The 22,736-nt window shown below is 41.6% G+C and carries 22 protein-coding genes, 1 other RNA gene and 1 pseudogene; 5 read left to right on the top strand and 19 right to left on the bottom strand.

Annotation, left to right across the window (positions count from 1 at the left end; genetic code table 11):
- Positions 1 to 18: 18 nt before the first annotated feature.
- The 8 genes from ACO05P_RS07895 to ACO05P_RS07860 all read right to left on the bottom strand — a co-directional run bounded on the left by ACO05P_RS07895 (position 19) and on the right by ACO05P_RS07860 (position 5,122).
- Positions 19 to 591, bottom strand: a complete 573-nt coding sequence (locus ACO05P_RS07895; protein WP_421754630.1) for a Crp/Fnr family transcriptional regulator — start codon at positions 589 to 591, stop codon at positions 19 to 21.
- A 122-nt stretch (positions 592 to 713) separates the two neighbouring features.
- Positions 714 to 1,247 carry an STM3941 family protein gene (locus ACO05P_RS07890; RefSeq protein WP_421754628.1) on the bottom strand — a complete coding sequence of 178 codons (534 nt, stop codon included), beginning with the start codon at positions 1,245 to 1,247 and terminating at the stop codon, positions 714 to 716.
- 101 nt (positions 1,248 to 1,348) lie between these two features.
- A complete protein-coding gene (locus tag ACO05P_RS07885; RefSeq protein WP_421754627.1) occupies positions 1,349 to 1,921 on the bottom strand; it encodes a DUF6273 domain-containing protein in 573 nt (190 codons plus the stop codon).
- 136 nt (positions 1,922 to 2,057) lie between these two features.
- Complete coding sequence (locus tag ACO05P_RS07880; RefSeq protein ID WP_421754625.1) at positions 2,058 to 2,726, bottom strand: hypothetical protein; 669 nt, start codon at positions 2,724 to 2,726, stop codon at positions 2,058 to 2,060.
- 583 nt (positions 2,727 to 3,309) lie between these two features.
- Positions 3,310 to 3,768 carry a DUF1569 domain-containing protein gene (locus ACO05P_RS07875; RefSeq protein ID WP_421754623.1) on the bottom strand — a complete coding sequence of 153 codons (459 nt, stop codon included), beginning with the start codon at positions 3,766 to 3,768 and terminating at the stop codon, positions 3,310 to 3,312.
- Positions 3,749 to 4,183, bottom strand: a complete 435-nt coding sequence (locus ACO05P_RS07870; protein WP_417610505.1) for a VOC family protein — start codon at positions 4,181 to 4,183, stop codon at positions 3,749 to 3,751. The genes ACO05P_RS07875 and ACO05P_RS07870 overlap by 20 nt, the downstream gene beginning before the upstream one ends.
- Before the next feature lie 45 nt (positions 4,184 to 4,228).
- Positions 4,229 to 4,681, bottom strand: coding sequence for an AraC family transcriptional regulator (locus ACO05P_RS07865; protein ID WP_421754621.1), 453 nt, complete (start codon positions 4,679 to 4,681; stop codon positions 4,229 to 4,231).
- 237 nt (positions 4,682 to 4,918) lie between these two features.
- On the bottom strand, positions 4,919 to 5,122 hold the full coding sequence (locus ACO05P_RS07860; protein WP_421754619.1) for a hypothetical protein: 204 nt from the start codon (positions 5,120 to 5,122) through the stop codon (positions 4,919 to 4,921).
- Positions 5,123 to 5,668: 546 nt separating this feature from the next.
- Here ACO05P_RS07860 and ACO05P_RS07855 point away from each other — a divergent pair.
- Positions 5,669 to 6,732 (top strand): annotated as a pseudogene (locus ACO05P_RS07855) (IS3 family transposase); the annotation flags it as partial.
- A gap of 62 nt (positions 6,733 to 6,794) precedes the next feature.
- Here the strand turns inward: ACO05P_RS07855 and ACO05P_RS07850 are convergent.
- From ACO05P_RS07850 to ssrA, 3 genes are all read right to left on the bottom strand, one after another.
- Positions 6,795 to 7,508 carry a hypothetical protein gene (locus ACO05P_RS07850; protein ID WP_421754618.1) on the bottom strand — a complete coding sequence of 238 codons (714 nt, stop codon included), beginning with the start codon at positions 7,506 to 7,508 and terminating at the stop codon, positions 6,795 to 6,797.
- A gap of 134 nt (positions 7,509 to 7,642) precedes the next feature.
- Complete coding sequence (locus ACO05P_RS07845) at positions 7,643 to 8,215, bottom strand: hypothetical protein (RefSeq protein WP_421754616.1); 573 nt, start codon at positions 8,213 to 8,215, stop codon at positions 7,643 to 7,645.
- Between the two features lie 803 nt (positions 8,216 to 9,018).
- Positions 9,019 to 9,420: a transfer-messenger RNA gene (ssrA, locus tag ACO05P_RS07840) on the bottom strand.
- Between the two features lie 65 nt (positions 9,421 to 9,485).
- Between ssrA and ACO05P_RS07835 the strand changes: the two genes are divergently transcribed.
- The 3 genes from ACO05P_RS07835 to ACO05P_RS07825 are packed head-to-tail and all read left to right on the top strand — an operon-like array spanning position 9,486 to position 12,571.
- Positions 9,486 to 10,691 (top strand): NAD(P)-dependent oxidoreductase, encoded by a 1,206-nt coding sequence (locus ACO05P_RS07835; protein WP_421754615.1) that lies wholly within the window; start codon positions 9,486 to 9,488, stop codon positions 10,689 to 10,691.
- A 43-nt stretch (positions 10,692 to 10,734) separates the two neighbouring features.
- Positions 10,735 to 11,577, top strand: a complete 843-nt coding sequence (locus tag ACO05P_RS07830; protein WP_421754613.1) for a 1-acyl-sn-glycerol-3-phosphate acyltransferase — start codon at positions 10,735 to 10,737, stop codon at positions 11,575 to 11,577.
- A gap of 4 nt (positions 11,578 to 11,581) precedes the next feature.
- Complete coding sequence (locus ACO05P_RS07825; RefSeq protein WP_421754611.1) at positions 11,582 to 12,571, top strand: GNAT family N-acetyltransferase; 990 nt, start codon at positions 11,582 to 11,584, stop codon at positions 12,569 to 12,571.
- Here the strand turns inward: ACO05P_RS07825 and rpe are convergent.
- The 7 genes from rpe to ACO05P_RS07790 form a co-directional block, all read right to left on the bottom strand.
- Positions 12,568 to 13,215 (bottom strand): ribulose-phosphate 3-epimerase, encoded by a 648-nt coding sequence (gene rpe, locus ACO05P_RS07820; protein WP_421754609.1) that lies wholly within the window; start codon positions 13,213 to 13,215, stop codon positions 12,568 to 12,570. The two genes, ACO05P_RS07825 and rpe, sit on opposite strands and share 4 nt — an antisense overlap.
- Positions 13,216 to 13,270: 55 nt before the next feature.
- On the bottom strand, positions 13,271 to 14,134 hold the full coding sequence (locus tag ACO05P_RS07815; protein WP_210759398.1) for a sigma-70 family RNA polymerase sigma factor: 864 nt from the start codon (positions 14,132 to 14,134) through the stop codon (positions 13,271 to 13,273).
- 50 nt (positions 14,135 to 14,184) lie between these two features.
- The gene (locus tag ACO05P_RS07810; RefSeq protein WP_421754608.1) at positions 14,185 to 16,329 is read right to left on the bottom strand and encodes a polyribonucleotide nucleotidyltransferase; all 2,145 of its coding nucleotides are present in this window, start codon (positions 16,327 to 16,329) and stop codon (positions 14,185 to 14,187) included.
- Between the two features lie 73 nt (positions 16,330 to 16,402).
- Positions 16,403 to 16,672 carry a 30S ribosomal protein S15 gene (rpsO, locus tag ACO05P_RS07805; protein WP_210759396.1) on the bottom strand — a complete coding sequence of 90 codons (270 nt, stop codon included), beginning with the start codon at positions 16,670 to 16,672 and terminating at the stop codon, positions 16,403 to 16,405.
- A gap of 70 nt (positions 16,673 to 16,742) precedes the next feature.
- On the bottom strand, positions 16,743 to 17,612 hold the full coding sequence (accD, locus tag ACO05P_RS07800; RefSeq protein ID WP_421754606.1) for an acetyl-CoA carboxylase, carboxyltransferase subunit beta: 870 nt from the start codon (positions 17,610 to 17,612) through the stop codon (positions 16,743 to 16,745).
- Between the two features lie 93 nt (positions 17,613 to 17,705).
- Positions 17,706 to 18,782 carry a class I fructose-bisphosphate aldolase gene (locus ACO05P_RS07795; protein ID WP_421754604.1) on the bottom strand — a complete coding sequence of 359 codons (1,077 nt, stop codon included), beginning with the start codon at positions 18,780 to 18,782 and terminating at the stop codon, positions 17,706 to 17,708.
- A 56-nt stretch (positions 18,783 to 18,838) separates the two neighbouring features.
- A complete protein-coding gene (locus tag ACO05P_RS07790; RefSeq protein WP_421754602.1) occupies positions 18,839 to 21,133 on the bottom strand; it encodes a POTRA domain-containing protein in 2,295 nt (764 codons plus the stop codon).
- A 34-nt stretch (positions 21,134 to 21,167) separates the two neighbouring features.
- On the opposite strand from ACO05P_RS07790, the gene ACO05P_RS07785 reads away from it, so the two are divergent.
- On the top strand, positions 21,168 to 21,872 hold the full coding sequence (locus ACO05P_RS07785; protein ID WP_421754600.1) for a TrmH family RNA methyltransferase: 705 nt from the start codon (positions 21,168 to 21,170) through the stop codon (positions 21,870 to 21,872).
- Here the strand turns inward: ACO05P_RS07785 and ACO05P_RS07780 are convergent.
- On the bottom strand, positions 21,850 to 22,713 hold the full coding sequence (locus ACO05P_RS07780) for a DMT family transporter (RefSeq protein WP_421754598.1): 864 nt from the start codon (positions 22,711 to 22,713) through the stop codon (positions 21,850 to 21,852). The genes ACO05P_RS07785 and ACO05P_RS07780 overlap by 23 nt on opposite strands.
- Positions 22,714 to 22,736: the final 23 nt, after the last annotated feature.

The following is a 22,736-nucleotide window of genomic DNA, read 5'->3' as shown; positions in this document are numbered from 1 at the left end:
TTAAGTTAAGAAATCAATTTATTTGTTTATTATTCTCTTCCTGATTCGGCTTAACGATTCTGGTGTAATTCCTAAGTAGCTAGCTATTTGATATTGAGAGACTCTTTGAAGTAAACCGGGTTTTGTTTTAAGTAAATTTAAATAGCGTTCTTCTGGGGTGGATGTTTTAAATTCAGTAAAAGATTCTTGTTGCTTTGTTAAAATTACTTCAGCTATTACTCTTGATAAGGATTCTAATTGTGGGTACTTTTGATACATTTCTTTTTCTATGGTTGGATTTCCCACATTCACAACTGTATCTTCAATACATTCTAAGTAATACTGAGAGGGTGTTAATTTTCCATAATTGGCGGGTGTGACAACATCCTCTTCTATAAAAAAATCTATGGTTTTTTCTTCACCATCTTTCAAAAAATAGCTCCTAATACACCCGTCTAATATGAAATAACATTCACTCGAAAAATTGCCTTCTTTGAGTAAGATAGTTCCTTTTTTATAGGTTTTGAAAAAAGCACTTTCGTTTACTGCATTCTCTAACTCTCTTGTAATTGAAGTGTGCTTTGAGAGATATTTTAATATCTTATTTTCCAAAATCTGATTCTATTTTATTCAATTCATTCATGGCAAGTGGTTTCTCAAATATGTGGTAACGGTTTGGCTATGCTCAGTGTCCCGAAGGGCATTGCGTATAGGTGTTGTTGTGGTGTCGTTTTTTATTTATTTCTTTTCTCAAATTCTTCTCTAATCAGTTTTTCCAAGTCGTCATTTTTTATTTTCAACGAGTTTGAAATTATAGATAATGGTGAGCCGTACATTTTATTATTTGCTTTCATTGCTCTTTTCGAAATTCCATTTTTTGCTTTGTCAATGTATTTGTCAGGCTTATCAGTCTGAAGCATTAAAATTTTTGTTGAGGCCACCTGAACGATTCCAATATCAGTTATATCATCCCATTCTATAAGCCCAACACTTGTTGCATTAGAATTGTCTGTTATTCCGTTTTGGTCAATAGTTAGTCCAACTTTTTTGTCAAATAGCTTTCTTGCGATAAACACAAGACAAAGTCCAAAAAACGCAATTGCTGCGATTCCTGCAATTCTAATTGTCTCGGCATTTCGGAATAACAGACTTTTAAATTGTTCTGGATTCATTATGAAAAGCACTCCAAGAACGACAAAAACGGACGCACCGATAAGAAGTAGAAGAATTTTAGTCTTACTTAACTGGATTTCAATTCTATCCGTCATTTGTCTGTTTTAAATGCACCACAACGGTTTGTGTATGGAGCGTATCCCGCAGAGTATGCACTATACACTTTGTTGGCGGTTCGTTGTTTTATTTCAATTATTTAAAGTTTTAACCATAAAGCAGGTCTAAGTCCACCTCCGTCTTTTGGTCTTCCATATACTCCATTACCTCTGACATATATGTTCCCATTTGAACTAATACTCGCTGAAGTCCGCCCGTAATATCCAGGTGAGCGGAGTCGCCACCAATGAAAATCATCCATGAATTGGGACTGTCTCATGCTATTATTTTCGTCATCAATAGCCCATTTATGTTTCCCTTTATTCTTCAAATTTTCTGAGCTATTACCAAAGTACTTACTCACTTCTTCAAGGCTTAGGAGAAATATTTTGTCCGTAGTATCAAGTCCTCCTTTTGTTTTGAACCAAGGGTTATCAGGGTTTTTGTTTAAAGTTGGAATAATTCTAGCTTTTTCATCTTCACTAAAAGACTGATAGAACGCTACATTCAGATATCTTCTTATCTTACTATCTGCCCAAGTAATTTCAACAAACTCGTTGTGATACCATCGTAATTCTAATATGTCTTTGGTGATTATCAGTTTTTTATCGGTTTTAATGTCTAACACTTGCCATTTCAAATTGCCAAAGTTTATTATGTCACCTTCATTCATTTATCGTATTCTATTTTCAATGACCGCCAACGGCTCGGCTAAAGCTAGTGCGGGTTTGGAACCTGAATTAAAGTCGACCGAGACGGATTTTAGTTAGAATTTGTAATTTACTGTTTACCCGTCAACCGCATTAGCTTTAGCCTTTGTTGGGCAACGTTTTTATTTCTTTTTCATATTCATATTTCAAGTCTACAATCAATTCACCTTGGTCGTTGTAGATTTTTCCATAATCGATAAGTCCATTGTCCAAATAGTGGTATCTAATTCTATGAGTTCCTTTGAATACGATACCACATGGATAGTATAAGTCGGTTAAGGTCTGTTCGATAACTTGACCTATTTCGTTTCGAATGGTTGGATAGTTTTTCAGGTCAACTTCTTTTTCCTTGTCTAAGGTGTCTTCCTTAATCACCATTCCATTTTTGTAAGATCGATAGATCACATATTTAAGGTTATCATTGAACCCATACTCATAATGTGTCGAGGAAAAAATCGTGTCTGAATCACAACAGTGATTCTTGCTGTATTTAGCTTTTATTCTACCGTCTGGGTAATATTCCCATGTCGAATAGGGATTGATGATTGCCGGAGCAAGTTTAGTAATAAGTCCTAGAGAATTAAATTCGTAATTGACTTCCATGCAACTACTCCCAATACAATTCTTTACAGTCAAGGATTTTATGTTGTTCCGAGAAAGTGTACTGTCTTCATTTACCAGATGATATCCAAAATGTAGTTCTTGTCCAAAACCAGGTTCACCAGTCAGGAAAAAGGATAATGTCAGTATGATGGAGATGTATTTCATTCAAATGTTGCCCAACTTGTTTTTATCCTCAACAAACCTGCAGATATACAACAACATCTAAGGTATAAACTCAAAAAGGAGTGATGATAAATAGCAAATCTTAAGGTACCAACAAGATAGAAAAGCTTATTGAGATACAAGTGAGACTAGCCTAAGAAGCAGGTATGCCCAGGTTCAAATAGCCAGAAAAAGAAGCGGGTTATTAAGACCAGTATTAGAGCAGTAAAGCGAAATATAGATGCTTTGTGTATGGTTGGGTTTTAATTGCTTCAACACAGAGGCGCGGAGAGGAGGAGTGCACGGAGGGACTTTTCGATCTTCATTGATTTATTTGCCTATTATTAGCTTTAAGCTAATGGGAAAATCAAAAGTTGTTAAGGCTTTATTATTACGGAAGTTTGCCTTTTTGTTTGGCTACAACGGTTAGTATATGAAAAGTAGGCGATTACGAAACGCTGAACTTTCGGTTAAGCACAAAGTTTGATACGAGCATAAACCCTTGAATTCACTACTGTTTCGCCTATTTTTTATATACATTGTTGGCAACTGGCTTTCTGCGTTCTGCTTCACTAATTTTTAATTATTAAACTCCAAATTGCCTCAAATGGTGGTCGTAATGTTTATAAGCAAAAATTCCTATTTGCTCTTCAGTCATTTTACCAAAAAAACCATGAATAAAATCTGGGTTGTTATAGTGTTCATAATGCTCAGTTAATTTAATTAGGGTCTTTTTTTCCTTTTCAAAATCGCCATTTTCTTCTTTGATTGTAAAATTTGAACCTGCAGGTGCACCCTTACCCATAGGTTTGTCGTTTTTTGTATTGCTCTTTAGAACCATTTTGCCAATAAGTTTGCCAAGTAAATCCTGTTTATAGGGTATATTGTTATCAATACCTAAAACCCATTGATTCCAAATATTTAAATGCTTGGTCATTTGGTAAACATTCATTTTTCCCCAAATTGCTTTGTTGCCCTCGCTGAGGGCATTAACCCGACTAATCAATTCGTCTCTCATTGACTTTTCAAATATTGTTTTCATCATCGAAATTGGTTAGGGGTTGTAATGAAAAATAGTTTCCTGAATCGTCTTTGAACAATGCCTCTGTTCCATAAAATTCTTTGGTTGGAGCTTTTATAAATTCCACTCCCTTGTTTTTTAATTCTTCATAGGTTGCGAAAATGTCTTTGCAAGTAAAAACTCCACAGCCAAATACACCTTTTTTTATTAATTCTATTAAATTTTCTGCTACTTCTTTTGGAAACATCTTGCTCACGGTAACGGGAAATAATACTATTTGTAAATCGGGTTGTTCGGGTGGCGAAACTGTTAACCATCTTGTGCCTGGACCCATTTCAATGTCATCCACGAGTTTAAAGCCTAATTTGTTCACGTAGAAATCATAAGCACTTTCTTGGTTGATAACATTAACATTGGTAATAGTCATTTTTGTAATCATTGCCTATTTTTTTAGTGTTAATACGTTCGCAATATCGGCATTGAATTATTTGCTGGCTTCTTCAAAATTGCTATTTTCTAACCATCCGTGTTGGTAGGCATAGCAACTCGGTACAAATGCTAAAGGTTTTTTGTGAATTTTCATTTTGGTTTCCCGATGGCGTTTTGAATATGCGGAAGGTGACTCACCTGTTGTACTTTTGAAAAGACCACTAAAAGAGGAAAGACTATCAAAACCTACTGAAAAACAGATTGTGGTTACTGAATTTTCCGTTTTCAAAAGTTGCTTGGCTTTTTCAATTCTGACGAACTTCAAATATTGGTGGGGTGTTTTTCCATAAATTGATTTGAAAAGTCTTATAAAATGGAATTTTGAAAAAAAGGCTTCATCAGAAATATTGTCAACGTCTATTTTATTTGCATAGTTAGAGTCAATAAATAATTTCGCTTGAACTATTCTTCTATATATATAAACTTTTGGATATTCCTCTGTTTCCATTTCTTTTTACCTATTGTTTGATGTTAGTAGGGAGTTTCTTAAGCTTGTTGGCGTCTGTTTTCATTCAATCCCAATTACATATGAGGTCATCGACTTAATTTTAGTTCCTTTTGCTCCTTGGAAAACATATAAGTCCGAAAACGCATATTTTTTTCCATCTTGCATTTTCAGAATTCCGTTTGCAGCTCCTTCTTTTCCGTGAGACAATATTTGCTCAAGAACTAATTCTCTTACTTTTTAGGATTTCATTTTTTTCAATTCCACTATAAATTTTTCTTTCCCTTCGATTTTTTTGTTGCCAATTTTATTCCACACAATGTCATCTGTTACACACTCGGAAATAGATTCAATGTCTCCTTTTGCAAATGCAATATTGAATTCCTTTAAAAACTCCATTTTCGGTGAATTTCCACAATTAGGACTTGAAATAATTTTTGTCATTCGATAACTGTTTGATTTCAGTTCGGTTTTTCAGCTTGTTGCCAACGGTTTAGCTAAACTGCGTTTTAATGCAGTTTAGGTTTTGTTAGGTGCTTTTCTCTTCTAAAATAGTCCTTAGCTCAGAACAATGATGTTCGTCATCATCATAAAAGCCACCTGTATATAGAACTAACTTTTTTTCATCTGGGAAATGCCAAATAACAAATCCAGTTTCGTCATGTTGCAATTCTACTTCTATTTTCTCTTTGTGAGATTTTGCAAGGTTAAGAAACTGCGATTGGAGCTTTTCAAACCTCTCGCGTCCATAAGTAGGATACGAAGGAAGGCAGTCATGAAAATTGTTTTCATAGCATTCGAGAAGGGAAAAGTCTCTGTATGTTTTTTGCCAGTTTATTAATTCTGTTAATTCGAAATGATGTGAACTATAAGACGTTAGTTCTACCGAGTGTATTTCTGGATATTTAATTTTCTGTTCCTTGTGTAAGCTTCCCTTAAAACCGAACTGTTTAAAAGTAGAGGAATAGGATTAATTTTAAACAGTCGATTATGAGAAAGAGTAAGTTTTCGCCAGAGAAGATTGCCAGGGTCTTGAAAGAGTTTGATCAAGGTAGAAGTGCACAGGAATTGAGCCGAGAGTACGGGGTTAGTACCGCAACGTTTTACAAATGGCGAGAGCGTTATGCTGGCATGAGTGGAAAGGAGTTAAAGCGTATAAAGGATCTTGAAGAGGAAAACAGGAAGCTTAAGCAGATGTACGCGAACCTGGCCCTAGATCATCAACTAGCTAAAGAGATTATTGAAAAAAAGCTTTAAAGCCCTGCCGTAAGAGAGAGATTGGTCAGGAAATATCTAGACGCTACGGTATTAGCAGGGCATGCCGTGTATTAAACCTCAGTAAAAGCGTGTATTACTATCAAGCCCAAGCAAAGGATGATCGTGAGCTGGAAGAAGCATTACTGACGAAAGCAAAAGAACATTCTGAGGAAGGCTTTTGGAACGCCTATCACCGCTTACGTAATGAAGGCAAGACTTGGAACCACAAACGACTACATCGTGTTTATGTGGCTTTAAAACTACCTTTAAGACGAAAGGTTAAGAAGCGATTACCCGCTCGGGTAAAAGAACCGTTAGTGGTGCCTGATAGGCCGAATCAGACCTGGAGTATGGACTTTGTACATGATGTACTAGAAAACAAGCGCAAGTTTCGTGCATTCACGGTAATTGATGACTACAATCGAGAAGCACTACATATCGAAGTAGATTTCTCACTTCCATCAAACAGAGTAGTATATGTGCTTAATCATTTAATCAATCGCAGGGGTAAACCCGATGTGATCCGAATGGACAATGGGCCCGAGTTCATTGCTGAGCTCACTAAATCATGGAGCGTCATTCATGAAATAGAATTTAGATATATCCAACCCGGCAAACCCACACAGAACGCTTTTATAGAGCGATTTAATGGAAGCTACCGCCGAGGAGTGCTGGACAAATATATTTTTGAAGATATCCATCAGGTAAGGGAGCAAACAGAAAAGTGGATGCATGACTATAACAACTTTAAACCTCATGATTCATTAGGAAATATACCGCCTAGGGTATACGCCAAACGCAACCACCCCGAGGGTACCCTCGGGGTGGTTGAAAACAATACTATCTTTGGAAAAGTCAATTAACTAATGGTTCGGATCAGGGGAAGCTTACACTTGTAGAATTCTTTGACCACTTGATATTTCCTTCCAGTTTCTAAAGGGTCAGGATTTACCGGTCGAATGAATTTAAAACTTTCATCATCTATCATCAGGTACAATGCTATATTATGCACTTCATTAAATATATCTTCATATTGTAGTTTGAGAACTAGATTATACTCTTTGCCTTTTAAGTTGCTCGAAGCATATGTATGAAATTTAAAATCAATTTTTTCCAAGAACTGAAGGTGGTCTTTTTTGAATTCATCTAAAGACATCCATTCTATTGCATCACAATCTAGAATGTATGCCTTTATATTGAGGTTAAAGGCGTGACCTTTGCCATAATTTCCTAATGTGACTAACACATGTGACCTAGCTGTAATGCCCGCACCATCATAAACTTTTTCAGGTGAGAAATGATGTTTAGCTTCCGAGATAACAATTTTTGGTGATTCAATTGTCTTTCTAGCTCTAGTTGTTTCACGAAATCTCTCAATTGCCACACCCGCTGAAATTAATCCCCCAGCTATTGCTATCCATTTGAGAGCTAAGTCACCATCGTAAGAAACATTTGGGTAAATCAAATATGGAATTAATGTAATAGCTATGAATGATGCAACAATAACAATACTAATAGTAACCCAAAGTAGGAGACTATAACTAGGTCTTAATTTGTTATAAGGTTCTTTCATTTAAATTGCACCTAACGGCTATTATATGAAAAGTAGGCGATTTCGAAGCACGAAACTTTCGGCTAAGTGCAAACTTTTATATGAGACAAAAGCCTTAATTTTACTACTATTTCGCCTATTTTTAATATACATTGTTAGCGGTAGTTTTCTAATTTTTCAATCGTGCTTTTGATTTTTTCACCAAACTTTTTTATTTCTCCTGTCGTTCCATTAAGTCCATATTCCATTTCATAAATTATTGGTTTCGAATCAGGTTCGTCAAGTTGGAATTCAAAGTGCAAACCACATCCATCATCACAGTCTGGACATCCAAATATATTTCTTGTATTAGCTGTTTTTAGAATTGATTCCGGAATGCTATTTATCAATTCAAATCCAATTTTTTGAGATTCTCTTGACATTTCAGTTTCGAACTTTAATCCGCCATCTTTGAAATATGAATCGGTTTTATCAGTCCAAAATGTTGTGGCATTTCCAATGAGATAATGTTTGTACATTTTAGTGCATTCATTGGCACATTCTCCACAATAATATCCATAGGCTACATAAATTATTCTTGGTTCAATTTCTATCGGATTAGAAATAGTGTCAATTTTTGAATTTTTGGTTATTTCAACTTTTTCAGCCTCTTTCTTTTTTGTAACAGAATTGCAGCCTGACAAAATTATCAGTAAAGAGAGAGTCAATATTTGAATTATCATTTTCATCTTAATTACCGCTAACTTGTTTTTATCCCCAACAAACCTGCAGATATACAACAACATCTAAGGTATAAACCCAAAAACGGGTGTTGATAAAAAGCAGATGTTAAGGCAGCAACAAGATAGATAAGCTTATTGAGATTCAAGTGAGATTAGCCTAAGAAGCAGGTATGTCTCAGGTTCAAATAGCCAGAAAAAGAAGGCTGTTGCAATCCCTTCAAACCCTCTGTGCTCCTCTCTGCCTGCCGCTAGGCAGGTATTCCTCTGCGTCTTGAACTCGGCACGAGCGGGTGTTGAAGTAACCCACAAAACCCTTTGCGTACCTCCGCTTCTTTGCCTCTTTAGCTCGTTACGAGCGAGCGGTTAAAAACCCAATCCACCCAGCCAGTCCTCAAGCGAGCTTGGTTCAGGCTAAAAAGAAAGCCCGGCCTGCTGCGCAAACGGGGCTTAAAATACATTGTGGAGCTGCGGGGAGTAGCTATGCTGCACCCTAAAAGTGCTCCTTTTACCCAAGCATTTAAGCCCCTCGGACTTCGTCCAGCGTGCCCTTTCTTTCCAGCCTGTCCTCAAGCGAGCTTGGTTCAGGCTAAAAAGAAAGCCCCGCCTGCTACGCAAACGGGGCTTAAAAATACATTGTGGAGCTGCGGGGAGTAGCTATGCTGCACCCTAAAAGTGCTCCTTTTACCCAAGCATTTAAGCCCCTCGGACTTCGTCCAGCGTGCCCATTCTTTCCAGCCTGTCCTCAAGCGAGCTTGGTTCAGGCTAAAAAGAAAGCCCCGCCTGCTACGCAAACGGGGCTTAAAAATACATTGTGGAGCTGCGGGGAGTCGAACCCCGGTGCAAACAAGGAAGTAAAAGGCTTTCTACATGCTTATTTTGTTATTCAGTTGTCGACCAGGACCTGGGAACAAACACCCGAGTACTGGCTTATTTGCGGATTACAATGTCGCGGGCACTACGCAAAGCTTTACCCGTTAGTCCAGATTTAATGACACCCCTGATTCTGCGCTCTCCGGGCTTAAGCGCCGAGGGATGACTTGCTCCCGCGTCTTACGCGTGGATTAGCTAAAGCTACATTCCGTAGGCTTAAGCGGCAAGTGCGAAGTTATTTTCGCCAATTATAGTTTGAAGCATCTATTTGCGGGAGAACATCTCCATATCCCGACATGCTTACATTCCACTTCATCTTGCTGTCGAAACCGATCAGCCCCAATATGTAAAAGAACGCCCAAAAGGGCCCGCAATTTAGGTATCTTTACCGGAAATTCATGTGTCTATGAAGTTCGGAATTATCCGTGAAGGAAAGAATCCTCCCGATAAACGCGTTCCCCTAAGTCCACAACAATGTCTGCAATTATTGAACCAATATCCTAATTTGGAAATTGCCGTTCAACCCAGCCCTATTCGCTGTTTCCCGGATGCCGAATATGCAGAGGCAGGCCTTAATCTTCAGGAAGATTTGTCAGATTGTGACGTTTTGCTGGGCGTTAAGGAAGTACCAGTAGCCATGTTGATCCCCAATAAAAGCTACCTCTTCTTTTCGCATACCTATAAAAAACAGGCTTATAATCGCGATTTACTGCGAGCCATCCTCGATAAGAAAATCCGCCTCATCGATTATGAAATGCTCAAAGATCCCGGTGGTAAACGCCTCCTGGGCTTTGGGCGCTATGCCGGAATTGTAGGCGCTTACAATGGCTTTAGGGCCTTTGGCAAGCTAAGTGGTGAATTTGAATTGAAGGCGGCACATGAGTGCAAAGATCGTCGCGAATTAGAGCAGGAATTGGTAAAAGTTCACCTGCCTCAGAATTTCAGAATTGCCCTTACCGGAGCCGGAAAAGTTGCAGGAGGAGCGATGGAAATTCTCTCTGCCCTTAAAATTACCCAGGTGTACCCGGATGAGTTTATCCGCGAAGACTTCAATAAAGAAGCGGTGTTCACCCAATTAAATGTGCAGGATTATTTTAAACGAGAGGACGGAAAAGCATTTACGAGAAAGGATTTCTATCAAGACAGTAAAGGCTATGAGTCGAACTTCCTGCCTTTTGCTGAGCATGCTGATATGTATATCGCTTGCCATTACTGGTCAGAAGGTTCACCCTTGATCTTTAGTCGAGCTGATGCGCGCGACCCGCGTTTCAAGATCAATTTAGTAGCGGATATATCCTGCGATATTGATGGTCCGGTAGCCAGTACTATTCGTCCTTCGACTATTGCTGATCCCTTTTATGCCTATGATCCGCAATCGGAAAAAGAGGTTGCCTTTGGAACATCAGGGAGCATTGCGGTAAGTGCCGTAGATAATCTTCCGGGTGAATTGCCTCGGGATGCTTCGGAAGACTTTGGAAATGAGCTGATCAAAAATATTATTCCCAATTTCTTTAATGGCGATCCGCAAGGAATTTTGGCGAAGGCCAGTGAAACGGAGCTCAATGGAAAACTTAGTTCATACTTTGCTTATTTGAAGGACTATGTTGCTTAGCCAATTGCGCCTATTCCCCTAAATTTGCGGTCAATTTAATTGCATGAGCCAGTCAGAGCTACAATCCGCCCCGGAAAAGTACATTGAGATTGAGAAGGTGGTGGCCGAAAAAAATCCGGCCCTGGCCAAGTGGTTGCCGGGTTTTGTAATGCGCTACATAAAACGCATTATACATCAAGACGAAATTAACGAAGCGATGCGCTTGCATGGCGATAAGGAAGGTTTGCCTTTTGTGCGGGCCGGACTCGACTTTTTAAATACTACCGTAAAAACGGTAGGCCTCGAAAACATCCCTAAGGAAGGTGGGGTAATCTTAGCATCGAATCATCCCCTGGGTGGTTTAGATGGCATTGCCTTTATGAAGGCCGTTGGAGAAGTTAGGGAAGATCAACAGTTTTTGGTGAATGATATTCTCTTGAATATTAAGAACCTCGAGCCGCTCTTTATTCCGGTGAATAAAGTGGGGGCCAATCCTCGCAAGGCCCTGCAGGTGATTGAAGAAACCTACGCTCGGGATATAGCCATTTTGGTATTCCCATCGGGGATGGTAAGTCGTCGTTTGCCGGATGGTATTGGTGACCTAACCTGGCAAAAGAGCTTTATCGCGAAAGCGAAGAAATACAAGAAGGATATTATTCCTGTGCATATTGATGGGAAAAACTCATCCTGGTTTTACAATCTTTCCTACTGGCGTAGTAAATTAGGCATCAAAGCCAATTTGGAAATGTTCTATCTCGCAGATGAGATGTTCAAGCAGAGAGGCAAGACTATAACCATTACTTTTGGAGAACCTGTTTCCTGGCAAAGTTTCGATAATTCGAAAAGCTTGGTAGAGTGGGCTGAGTACATGCGCAGCCTTACTTATGCTTTACCTAAAAAGAAATGAATTGATGAAGGAAATAATCAGTCCGGTTAGCCGGGATGCCATTATAAGTGAACTCAAGGCCGAGGCCTTTTTAAATCATACCTCCAAAGGAAGTAATCACTTGTATTTGGTAGATCACCGCAATGCTCCGAATATTGTTCGGGAGATTGGTCGTTTACGTGAAGAAGCTTTTCGCACGGCAGGCGGGGGTACGGGTAAGGAATTAGACCTAGATCAATACGATCTGAGCGAAAACCATCCTTATCAGCAATTGGTGGTTTGGGATCCCGAAGATCAGGAGATTTTAGCCGGCTATCGCTTGCAACGTTGCATTGATGGCGAGCGCGATGAAGATGGTCGCTTAAAATCGCCTACCAGCAAATTATTCGAATTGTCGGATAAAATGGTGGAGGAGTTCTTGCCCGTTACCATCGAATTAGGACGTTCCTTCGTTCAACCTAAATATCAGCGGACTGCCGCTCGTAAAGGCTTATTTGCCCTCGATAATTTATGGGAAGGTTTAGCTTCGGTGATGATTCAAAGTCCGGAGCTGGAATACATGTTCGGTAAAGTAACCATGTATCCGCATTATGAGCGCGAAGCCCGCAATATCATTTTGGCCTTTATGCGCTACTTCTTCCCCGATCCCGATCAATTGGTACGTCCACGTACTCCCTTGGTAACGGAAGAAGAGTTAAGTCCTTATTTCAATTTGTTTAAAGGCCTGGCCTATAAGCAGGCGCATAAGGTATTATCGCAGGAAGTGAAGAAGCGTGGTGAGACTATTCCACCGCTCATCAATAGCTATATGTCTTTGAGCACTACCATGCGTTCCTTTGGCACTACCGAGAATCCATTCTTTGGTTCGGTGGAAGAAACGGGTATCTTAATCCGTTTTGAGGATATTGATCCGGCGCGCAAAGAACGCTACGTCAAGAATTATCAGGAGCACAGCTCAGAGTATGAAGGCCCCCTGTACATTCCCAGCACAGGGAGCAATGCAGAAAAGGCTTAAATCGCTTTTAAAGCGGCGATAGTTCCTATTTGATCTTTGGCACGGAAAACAAAGCTTCCAGCTACTAATACATCGGCACCAGCCGCAATAAGATTGGGTGCATTATCGGTATTTACCCCACCATCAATTTCGATGAGGGTATTGGAACCCGCTTCATTGATCATGCCTTTCAATTCACGTACTTTATCATAGGTACGCTCAATAAATTTCTGACCACCAAAGCCAGGGTTTACGCTCATCAGGCAAACCAGATCAATATCTTGGATCACATCTTTTAATAAGCTTACGGGAGTATGCGGATTTAAGGCTACACCAGCTTGCATGCCTTCGGCTTTAATAGCCTGTAAGCTGCGGTGTAAGTGAGTAGAGGCTTCGTAATGCACGGTAAGCACATCGGCGCCAGCAGCTTTGAAATCCTGGATATAGCGCTCAGGCTTTTCGATCATTAAATGAACATCCAGAGTTTTAGTGGCTACACGGTTGATGGCCTCAATTACGGGTAAACCGAAAGAGATGTTAGGAACAAAAAGTCCATCCATCACGTCCAGGTGAAACCAGTCGGCGGCACTTTCGTTCACCATTTTACAATCGCGTTCAAGATTCAGGAAGTCGGCAGCCAAAAGGCTAGGTGCAATAAGTGCCATAAGTTTAATTTTCGGCAAAAATAAAAAACCCCGACGCAATGGCCGGGGTTTGAAATTAACCTAAATAGGTTTTAAGAATTTTACTTCTTGATGTGTGTTTTAATCTGCGGATCGCTTTTTCTTTGATCTGACGCACCCGTTCGCGAGTAAGGTCGAATTTCTCTCCGATCTCTTCTAGGGTCATGGGGTGTTGGCCGCCAAGGCCAAAGTAAAGGCGTACCACATCTCCTTCACGTGGGGTCAATGTGGCTAAAGAGCGTTCGATCTCAGTACGCAAAGAATCTTGCATCAGGGTGTCATCAGGATTAGGACTTTCACCGGTATTCAATACATCATACAGGTTGCTGTCTTCGCCTTCCACTAAGGGAGCGTCCATGGAAATATGACGACCACTGTTACGCATGCTCTCCTTAACGTCATTCTCACCCATCTCTAAGTTATCGGCGATTTCTTCAGGGGAGGGAGCACGCTCATGCTCTTGTTCCAATTGCGCATAAGATTTGTTGATCTTATTGATCGAACCGATCTTATTCAATGGCAAACGCACAATACGCGATTGCTCTGCCAGGGCTTGCAGGATACTTTGGCGAATCCACCAAACGGCGTAGGAAATAAATTTAAATCCGCGAGTTTCGTCGAAACGTTGTGCGGCCTTGATTAATCCGAGGTTTCCTTCGTTGATAAGATCCGGCAGGGTTAATCCCTGGTTTTGGTATTGCTTAGCCACAGAAACCACAAATCGAAGGTTGGCTTTGGTTAATTTTTCCAAAGCTACCTGATCACCAGCCTTGATTCGCTGCGCTAACTCTACTTCTTCCTCGGCAGTAATCAGGTCTACTTTCCCAATTTCCTGAAGGTATTTGTCGAGTGAGGCGGTTTCCCGGTTGGTAACCTGTTTTGTGATCTTTAACTGTCTCATTGGCTACAATAAAAATGGATACGTAATTAACTAACTAAAAAAGGGTCGATTTAGTTTTCTTCTTTTTTAGCTTCTTGCGCTGCGGGTTTCTCTAAAAGAACTTTGCGGGAAAGTTTCAGCTTACCGCGGTCGTCCTTACCGATCAATTTAACGTCGATACGGTCGCCTTCTTTTAATTCTTCCTCAACGGTTTGTAAACGACGGTGTGCAATCTCAGAGATGTGCAATAATCCGTCGGTTCCAGGAGCAAGTTCTACGAATGCTCCATAAGGCTGGATCGAACGAACCAAACCATTATAAACTTCGCCTACTTCTGGTACGAAAGCAATTTCCTTGATGCGAGCTTCGGCCTTAGCCATTTTCGCAGCATCAGTTCCGCTGATCTCGATAACTCCGTATTCACCGTCTTCTTCGATGGTGATGGTAGTTTCAGTATCAAGCTGCAGCTTTTGGATATTCTTTCCTCCAGGTCCGATAATCATACCGATGAATTCCTTTGGAATCTTCATCATAGTTAATTTCGGAGCATGTGGCTTTAATTCGGTACGTGGAGCGTCGATGGTCTTCAACATCTCACCTAAGATGTGCATACGACCGTCTTTCGCCTGATTCAAAGCTTTCTCAAGAATCTCATAAGAAAGACCCTTAATCTTGATATCCATCTGACAAGCAGTGATACCCGCTTTGGTTCCGGTTACTTTAAAGTCCATATCACCCAAGTGGTCTTCATCACCAAGGATGTCGCTCAATACAGCGTACTCTCCACTTTCGTCGGTGATTAATCCCATGGCGATACCTGATACCGGAGCTTTCATTTTGATACCGGCATCCATCATCGCCATAGTACCAGCACAAACCGTTGCCATGGAAGAAGATCCGTTAGACTCCAAAATATCAGAAACCACACGAATGGTGTAGAAGTTATCGTCGGGCACCATGCCTTTTAAGGCACGTTGAGCCAGGTTACCATGACCTACCTCACGACGGCTGGTTCCGCGAATAGGGCGGGCTTCACCGGTAGAGAAGGGAGGGAAGTTATAGTGCAGGTAGAAACGCTCGGAACCACTGAAGGTTACGTTATCGATGCGGTTTTCATCCAGCTTGCTTCCTAAGGTTACGGTAGTAAGAGATTGAGTTTCCCCACGCGTAAATATGGCAGAACCATGGGTAGAAGGAAGGTAATCAACCTCTGTCCAGATAGGACGAATTTCATTCAATTGACGACCATCCAAACGCTGACGATCTTTCAAGATCATGTTACGCATGGCGTGGTATTCAACATCGTGATAATAGGTTTTGATAAGACCGCCTTTTTCTTCCAGCTCTTCTTCGCTGAAATTGGCTTCCATATACTCGTCGCGAACGGCTTTAAACTGAGCAGAACGCTCTTCTTTGCTTAAACCACTTTTAGCAACGGCATATACCTTATCGTATAGGTCTTTCATGATTTGATCACGAAGAGCTTCATCGTGAGTTTCATGACTGTACTCGCGCTTAGGGCTAGACTTGGCAACCTGGGCTGCTAAATCCAACTGGGCTTGTACTTGAACTTTAATAGCTTCGTGAGCGGCGGCGATGGCATCAAGCATTTCTTTTTCAGAAATCTCTTTCATCTCACCTTCAACCATTACTACGCTGTCTGCGGTAGCACCCACCATCATATCGATGTCGGATTCTTCCATTTGAGCAGGAGTAGGGTTGATAACAAATTCACCATTTACACGACCCACGCGTACTTCAGACATGGGGCCGTTAAAAGGAATATCAGAAACGGCAATAGCAGCAGAGGCCGCTAAACCGGCTAAAGCATCAGGCTTTACATTAGGATCCCAGGAGTTCAGGGAGATCATCACCTGAACATCAGCGTGGTAATCTTTTGGGAAAAGCGGACGTAAAACTCGGTCCACCAATCGCATCACTAGTATCTCTTCGTCGGAAGGACGAGCCTCTCTTTTAATGAATCCACCGGGCATGCGGCCGGCAGAAGAAAATTTCTCGCGGTAATCTACGGTTAGGGGCAAAAAATCAATGCCTTCCATAGCTTCCTTATTCGAAACTACAGTCGCTAACAACATGGTGTCACCCATGCGAACCACAACAGAACCGTCGGCTTGTTTCGCCAGTTTTCCGGTTTCGATGGTGATGGTTCTCCCGTCTGCTAATTTGATTTCCTGCGTAATAGCGTTTGGAATCATGTATTAATTGTAAATGGTAATTGGATCAGAAGAAAAGAAGGCAACTCTAAGAATTGCCTTCTTTATCAAGAGATTACTTTCTAATTCCGAGTTCGGCGATAATCGCACGATATCTTTCAATATCACGATCCTTCAGGTAACCTAAGATGCGACGACGCTTACCTACCATGTCTACCAGAGCTTTCTCAGTAGCGAAATCCTTGCGGTTACGCTTCAAGTGCTCGGTGAGGTGGTTAATACGGTAAGTGAACAATGCAACTTGACCTTCGGGTGAACCGGTGTCGTTGTCAGATTTTCCGTATTTCTGGAAAATCTCTCTTTTCTTCTCTGGGCTTAAATACATTTCAAGATCCTTTAGATGAATGTTATGTATACTATAAATTGAGCCTGCAAAAGTAGAAATTCTTTTCTAATTAATTGCTAGCCTTGGCCTTAACTTCTCCTTGTGTCATGCGGAGAAAATTGGACATTTTACTCTTGAGGTCCTTTCTTTCGGAAATGAAATCCAGGAATCCGTGTTCCAGCAGGAACTCAGAAGTTTGGAAGCCGTCGGGTAAATCTTTACCAATGGTTTCTTTAACTACCCGGGGTCCGGCAAAACCGATTAAGGCTCCGGGTTCGGCAATATTAATATCTCCCAACATCGCGAAGGATGCCGTTACTCCACCGGTAGTAGGATCAGTTAATACGGAGATATAGGGGATTTTCGCTTCGCCTAATTGCGCCAGTTTAGCACTGGTTTTTGCCATCTGCATAAGCGAGAAGGCCGCTTCCATCATACGGGCACCTCCACTTTTGGAGATCATAATGAAAGGCTTATTGTATTTGATAGAGTGGTCAATCGCCTTGGCAATTTTTTCTCCTACCACAGAGCCCATGGAACCGCCAATGAAATTGAAGTTCATGGCGGCGATTACTACGTCGCGCTCATTCATTTTACCGTATCCGGTGCTTACCGCATCATTGATACCGGTCTTTTTTACTGTGGCCTTATAACGATCAACGTATTTTTTGGTATCCTCAAATTTCAGAGGATCACCGCTGGTCATTTTAGCGTTGAGCTCGGTGAATTTACCTTCGTCGAATAAGATGCTGAAATACTCCTTGGCATTAATGCGTTCGTGGAAGCCACAGTTTGGGCAAACCCACATATTGGCAGAGTGATCTTCAACACTGGAAATCACCTTGCACTTCTTGCACTTGTACCAAAGTCCTTCCGGTGTTTCTTTCTTATCTTCAGTCTTGGTGGTTATCCCCTCTTTGTTTCTTACAAACCAACCCATAGAATTCAAATTAAAGTGAAAAAGTCTGCATCCGATGTTTTGAATGCAGACTTTAGATCAAAAATCCTTAAAAATTGTGATAATCACAAATGATTAAGCGATGCTAATATCAGTGTCCAGGTAAACGTCCTGAATAGAGTTTAACAAGGCTACTCCTTCATTCATCGGTTTCTGGAAGGCTTTACGACCGGAGATTAATCCCTGGCCACCAGCACGTTTATTAATTACCGCAGTACGAACAGCATCCGCTAAATCATTTTTAGCATCGCCACTAGAAGCACCACCGGAGTTAATTAATCCCGCACGACCCATATAGCAGTTGGCTACCTGGTAACGAGTTAAGTCGATAGGATTATCGCTGGTTAATTCGCTGTAAATACGCTCGTCTAATTTACCATAGCTGCTGCTTCCGCTGTTCAAGGCTTTGTAGCCACCATTGTTTTCAGGAAGCTTTTGCTTGATGATATCCGCCTGGATGGTTACACCCAAATGGTTAGCTTGTGCAGTAAGGTCTGCTGCAACGTGGTAATCTTTATCTTGTTTGAAAGCTGGATTACGCATGTAGCACCAAAGGATGGTAGCCATGCCTAATTCGTGTGCATATTCAAATGCTTCTGCCACTTCTACCAATTGACGGTTGCTTTCTTCAGAACCGAAGTAAATGGTGGCTCCTACTGCCACAGCACCCATATCGTAGGCATTGCGAATACTTCCGAACATGATCTGATCGAAGGTATTAGGGTAGGTCAATAATTCATTGTGGTTAATTTTCACAATGAATGGAATTTTGTGAGCATACTTGCGAGAAACGCTAGCCAAAGCTCCAAAGGTGGAAGCTACTGCATTACAGCCGCCTTCCAAGGCGAGCTTCACAATATTTTCGCCATCAAAATAGATGGGGTTTTTAGCAAATGAGGCCCCTGCAGAGTGCTCAATACCCTGGTCTACCGGAAGGATAGAAAGGTATCCGGTATTGGCCAAGCGACCGTTACCATAAAGAGCTTGCAGGCTTCTTAATACTTGAGGACTGCGATTCGAGTCAGCGAAAACCCGGTCTACGAAATCCGGGCCAGGAAGGTGGAGCAGACTTTTATCAATGGTTTTGGATTGGTGGTTCAAGAGGGCTTCGCCATCAGAACCTAAAAGATCTGCAATTTGGTTGACGTTCATAATGTGGATCTAAGTATTAGAAATCGGTACAAAAATAGAGTTTTTTCTTACCCAGATTAAAATGGGTATCCTAAGGCAATGTTATATGTGAGATTATTGAAAACGGGCTTGGTGGCAATCACCCACTCCTCGCGACTGGAGTAGTATCCAGGGTCTCGAAGGCGTAATCCAATATCTAAACGAATCACAAAAAAATCGAGGTCCAAACGGAAGCCTAAACCACTTCCCAGGTATAAATCGCGAGCCAGATTTCGCAATTCGAATTTGCTTTGCTCAGATTCGAGGCCACCGGTTAGCCAGATATTTCCTGCATCCAGAAAAACGGCTCCTTTTAAGCTGCCATACATCGGGAAACGGTATTCGATATTGGAAAGCAGTTTAAAGGTACCAATGGCAAAATTGGAACTGGTATCAGTATAAGAGGAAACCTGCTCTTGACCACCACCGGCACGGTAGGCTGGCCAGGCGCGTAAATCGTTCGTACCCCCAATAAAGAAAAAGCGACTGAAAGGAGGGAGGCGCAAAGTGCGATTGGCTCCTTCAAACTGACTTAAGCCATAGGGGTGAATATAGCCTCCACTGAGTCGGAAGACATAGAGCTGTTCCGGGCTGGGGTGGATGTAATAGCGGTAATCTAAATTGATACGTGCAAATTGGTAAACCGGTGCACCAAATAAACGACTGGTTCCGGCGTCATTTACCTTACCAAAATTATTAGCAAGAATAGACTGCAGGCTACCAGCTATTTCCACTTCGGAACTGAAAAAATCATAGTATTCCTGACTTACACTTTGCTGTCCGTTATAGGTGTATTTCCAGGAGCTGCTGCTGATGAATTCTGAGTTGAAAGCCAAGATTTGAATAGGGTCTAATTGGCTAATGAAATAGTCATCAATAGAGTCTAAGCGAGAGAAACTCAGGTTTAGGAGGTCGACCTGATGGGTCTTAAAGGCACTTTCATTCCATTGGTAACTGAGTCGTCCCCCGAAAGTCTCACGATCAAATTCTATCCTGGCAGTGCGATTGGCATAAAGGCTCACACTGGAACGAGGCTGCATTCGTTTGGGAACTAAGTTCAGTGTATTGAATGGGAGCACAAAGCGTGGAAAATCGATCCTAACCTCGGCTCCTAATTCAAAGGTTCGAGATAGATTTTCGGTATTAGCCAGGGTTGGTTGGTATTCCAAACCACTATTAATCTTAAAGCTTAAAGCTTCGCCCCCTTTAAAGAGATTACGATTGATAATTCCAACTGATCCGCTAATTCCATAATTACCGGATGTATTGGTGACCTCCATTTCCGTATTAAAACTCCTTTTATCCTGGGGTACCAGGCGGATTTCGATATCCAAATAAGAGCGACCGGTATCGTTTTTAATCGTTCGGTAATTGATCTCGGTAACATTAAAAGCATTGTAACTGCTGTAGTGGGAATAGGTTTCATTAATAACACTTTGCCGAAACAGATCTCCCTGACTAAAGTGAATGGCATCGGTTAGATAGCGGGGTTTATAGGCTAGGCTATCGTATTTGATGAGGTATTTTTGAAAACTAATACTGTCGGAAGGTGCCAGACTCGATTGAAAATTAAAATCAGGGATAACCGAGATATTGCGAATGAAATAGGGTTTGGGCATCCGATAAACGATGCTGTCGCCGGCTCTTTCGGGGATACCGCGTACCACCATTTTAATATTTACCCGGTGTAAACCATTGCGATTATTGGTGTCGGCATCAAAACTAATATAGCTTTCGCTGAAGTCGAAATAGCCATTATCTCGAAATAATCGTTTCAATCGACTGCGCTCCTGATCCAGTTTTTCCAGATCGTAGTACTGACCTTCTTTTAATTCGGATTCATCAACCGAAGCTAAACGCAAGCGCTCCAGAGCGGGGACCAAATCGTATTTGATGCTGTCGATGCGATAGCGCGGACCGCGAACCACTCGATACTTAACCATTGCCTTTTGAGGTGATCGGAATTCTATTTCTTCCTTCACCCGGGCCTGGAAATAACCCTTATTGAAATAGTACAATTGAAGCAGCTCAGCACTGCGCTCGGCTTTGGCCTGATCGAAAATAACCGGGGCCTGACCCAAGCGGGACCAAAAGTTTTTTTCAGCACCCGTTCCCCAGGAATGAATAGCCAAACCGGGTCTTAAACGTGGAAGGATAAATTTTCGATTGGGCTTTTGTCGAATAATTCCTTCTGCCAGAGCATCAGCCCGACCACCATCTTCGAGAATAATCTCGCTACGCCAGAGTAAATAGCGGTCGTCCGGCACATAACGGCTATATTTACAGCCTGCAAGGCTCGCGAGTAAAAGGCTCCAGATGATCAGGCGCTTCAAGATGCAGTCTTTTGAATTTTGGCAAATGTAAGTCATGCCCAGTCTATCCGCTCAAAAGTTAATTCGAAAGCTTCGACAACGCAAGCATCGTTGGCAAGAACAGCTCTTTGTGGCCGAAGGTCCAAAGTTAGTACAAGACCTCCTCGATTCCGGTTTAAAGGCCCATAGCATTTGGTCTACAGTCGATTTTCCGGAAGCGGAGTTTATTGAGCCTGACCTGCTGCAAAAGCTAAGCCATCTCAGTAGCTCCAATGAATTAATTGCCTTATTTCCATTTCCGGTGTATAAGACTCAGCAGCTGAATCGTCTTTTAATTCTGGATGGTATTAATGATCCTGGCAATTTGGGTACCCTCCTTCGCACCGCAGATTGGTTTGGTTTTGAAAAGGTGATCTGCACTAATGGCACTACCGATATCTATAATGCAAAGGCGGTGCAAAGTACTATGGGCTCCTTGGCCCGATTAGATATTGAATATGCTTCCATCGAAGATATTCTAAGTCAATATCCTGAACATCAGTTTCTGGTGGCAGATATGGAGGGGAAATCTTTCGAGGAAATGGATAGCATTCAAATTTCTAAACTCGCTTTAGTGATGGGGAGTGAAAGTCATGGTCCTTCGGAAGAATGGCTCCAGCGGGCCGAGAAGATCACCATTGCCAAAGGCAGTAATTCTCAGATCGACAGTTTAAATGTGGGTATTGCGGCCGGTATACTTATGCAGCATTTCGCTTCTTAGCACGCTGTCGCAGATGTGCCTTGAGTAGTAGATTGAACAGCACCCCTGAGATTACCAGAACAATACCAATCAATACCGGCCATTCGTAGGTATAGCCAAAGAGGAAGAAATCGAAGCCCAAAGCGAAGACTACGCCCAAATATTTAAAACCGGTTATTTCATTCGCTTCTACCAATTGCAGCGCTTTGGTCATATTGATTTGCGCGATCTGTGTAAGCACGCCCATTAATAGCAACAATCCCCATTCCCATCCAATAGGTGTTACCCAATTGAAAAGTGAGATGATGGCCATTACCGGGGTAGCAATTAATGGAAAGTAGAGAACCACCACCAAGGGATGATCCGTATTCTTCACCTTGCGAATAAAGTTATAGGCCAATCCGGCGAAGACCGACGAACTAATCCCCAGAACAAAAAGGAGAGGGCTTATTTCCGAATCAAATCCTTTGATTAGAGCGATACCAGCAAAGCTGAGGGCGAAAAAGATCCATTGCCACCACTTTACTTTTTCCTTTAAAATGAATATTCCAAACAGCGCGGTGAAAATGGGCGAGAGGTATTGCAAAGTGATTGCCGATCCCAGGGGTAATTTTTGCAGGGTATAGAAGAAGAGGGAGAGCGCTGTTACCCCTGCCAGACCCCTTCCAATCAAGTAAATTTTCTGATTGCCCCAAGGTGATAAATTTCGCCGACGAATAAAGTACAGGCTTAAAACCAGGGATACAATGGAGCGAAAAAGCACTAATTCGGTAGCTGGCAGGCGATCGAGGTATTTCACGGTGAGGTTCATCAGGGAAAAACCCAGTACCGAAATAAGCATAAATCCGACTGCCTTCTTCATGTGCTTGAAAATGGGGGCAAAGG

Source organism: Croceimicrobium sp. (assembly GCF_965228705.1).
Taxonomy (GTDB): domain Bacteria; phylum Bacteroidota; class Bacteroidia; order Flavobacteriales; family Schleiferiaceae; genus Croceimicrobium.
This window is presented reverse-complemented; position numbering and strand designations above follow the sequence as displayed.

Bases quoted from the DNA above. Each gene is read 5' to 3' on its own strand.
- ACO05P_RS07835 (WP_421754615.1), top strand. From the start codon at position 9,486: ATGAAGTTCGGAATTATCCGTGAAGGAAAGAATCCTCCCGATAAACGC.
- ACO05P_RS07860 (WP_421754619.1), bottom strand. From the start codon at position 5,122: ATGACAAAAATTATTTCAAGTCCTAATTGTGGAAATTCACCGAAAATG.
- ACO05P_RS07885 (WP_421754627.1), bottom strand. From the start codon at position 1,921: ATGAATGAAGGTGACATAATAAACTTTGGCAATTTGAAATGGCAAGTG.
- ACO05P_RS07880 (WP_421754625.1), bottom strand. From the start codon at position 2,726: ATGAAATACATCTCCATCATACTGACATTATCCTTTTTCCTGACTGGT.
- ACO05P_RS07810 (WP_421754608.1), bottom strand. From the start codon at position 16,329: ATGATTCCAAACGCTATTACGCAGGAAATCAAATTAGCAGACGGGAGA.
- accD (WP_421754606.1), bottom strand. From the start codon at position 17,612: ATGGGTTGGTTTGTAAGAAACAAAGAGGGGATAACCACCAAGACTGAA.
- ACO05P_RS07780 (WP_421754598.1), bottom strand. From the start codon at position 22,713: ATGAAGAAGGCAGTCGGATTTATGCTTATTTCGGTACTGGGTTTTTCC.
- ACO05P_RS07875 (WP_421754623.1), bottom strand. From the start codon at position 3,768: ATGATGAAAACAATATTTGAAAAGTCAATGAGAGACGAATTGATTAGT.
- ACO05P_RS07795 (WP_421754604.1), bottom strand. From the start codon at position 18,782: ATGAACGTCAACCAAATTGCAGATCTTTTAGGTTCTGATGGCGAAGCC.
- rpe (WP_421754609.1), bottom strand. From the start codon at position 13,215: ATGGCACTTATTGCACCTAGCCTTTTGGCTGCCGACTTCCTGAATCTT.
- ACO05P_RS07845 (WP_421754616.1), bottom strand. From the start codon at position 8,215: ATGAAAATGATAATTCAAATATTGACTCTCTCTTTACTGATAATTTTG.
- ACO05P_RS07890 (WP_421754628.1), bottom strand. From the start codon at position 1,247: ATGACGGATAGAATTGAAATCCAGTTAAGTAAGACTAAAATTCTTCTA.
- ACO05P_RS07815 (WP_210759398.1), bottom strand. From the start codon at position 14,134: ATGAGACAGTTAAAGATCACAAAACAGGTTACCAACCGGGAAACCGCC.
- ACO05P_RS07825 (WP_421754611.1), top strand. From the start codon at position 11,582: ATGAAGGAAATAATCAGTCCGGTTAGCCGGGATGCCATTATAAGTGAA.
- rpsO (WP_210759396.1), bottom strand. From the start codon at position 16,672: ATGTATTTAAGCCCAGAGAAGAAAAGAGAGATTTTCCAGAAATACGGA.
- ACO05P_RS07830 (WP_421754613.1), top strand. From the start codon at position 10,735: ATGAGCCAGTCAGAGCTACAATCCGCCCCGGAAAAGTACATTGAGATT.
- ACO05P_RS07865 (WP_421754621.1), bottom strand. From the start codon at position 4,681: ATGGAAACAGAGGAATATCCAAAAGTTTATATATATAGAAGAATAGTT.
- ACO05P_RS07785 (WP_421754600.1), top strand. From the start codon at position 21,168: ATGCCCAGTCTATCCGCTCAAAAGTTAATTCGAAAGCTTCGACAACGC.
- ACO05P_RS07870 (WP_417610505.1), bottom strand. From the start codon at position 4,183: ATGATTACAAAAATGACTATTACCAATGTTAATGTTATCAACCAAGAA.
- ACO05P_RS07850 (WP_421754618.1), bottom strand. From the start codon at position 7,508: ATGAAAGAACCTTATAACAAATTAAGACCTAGTTATAGTCTCCTACTT.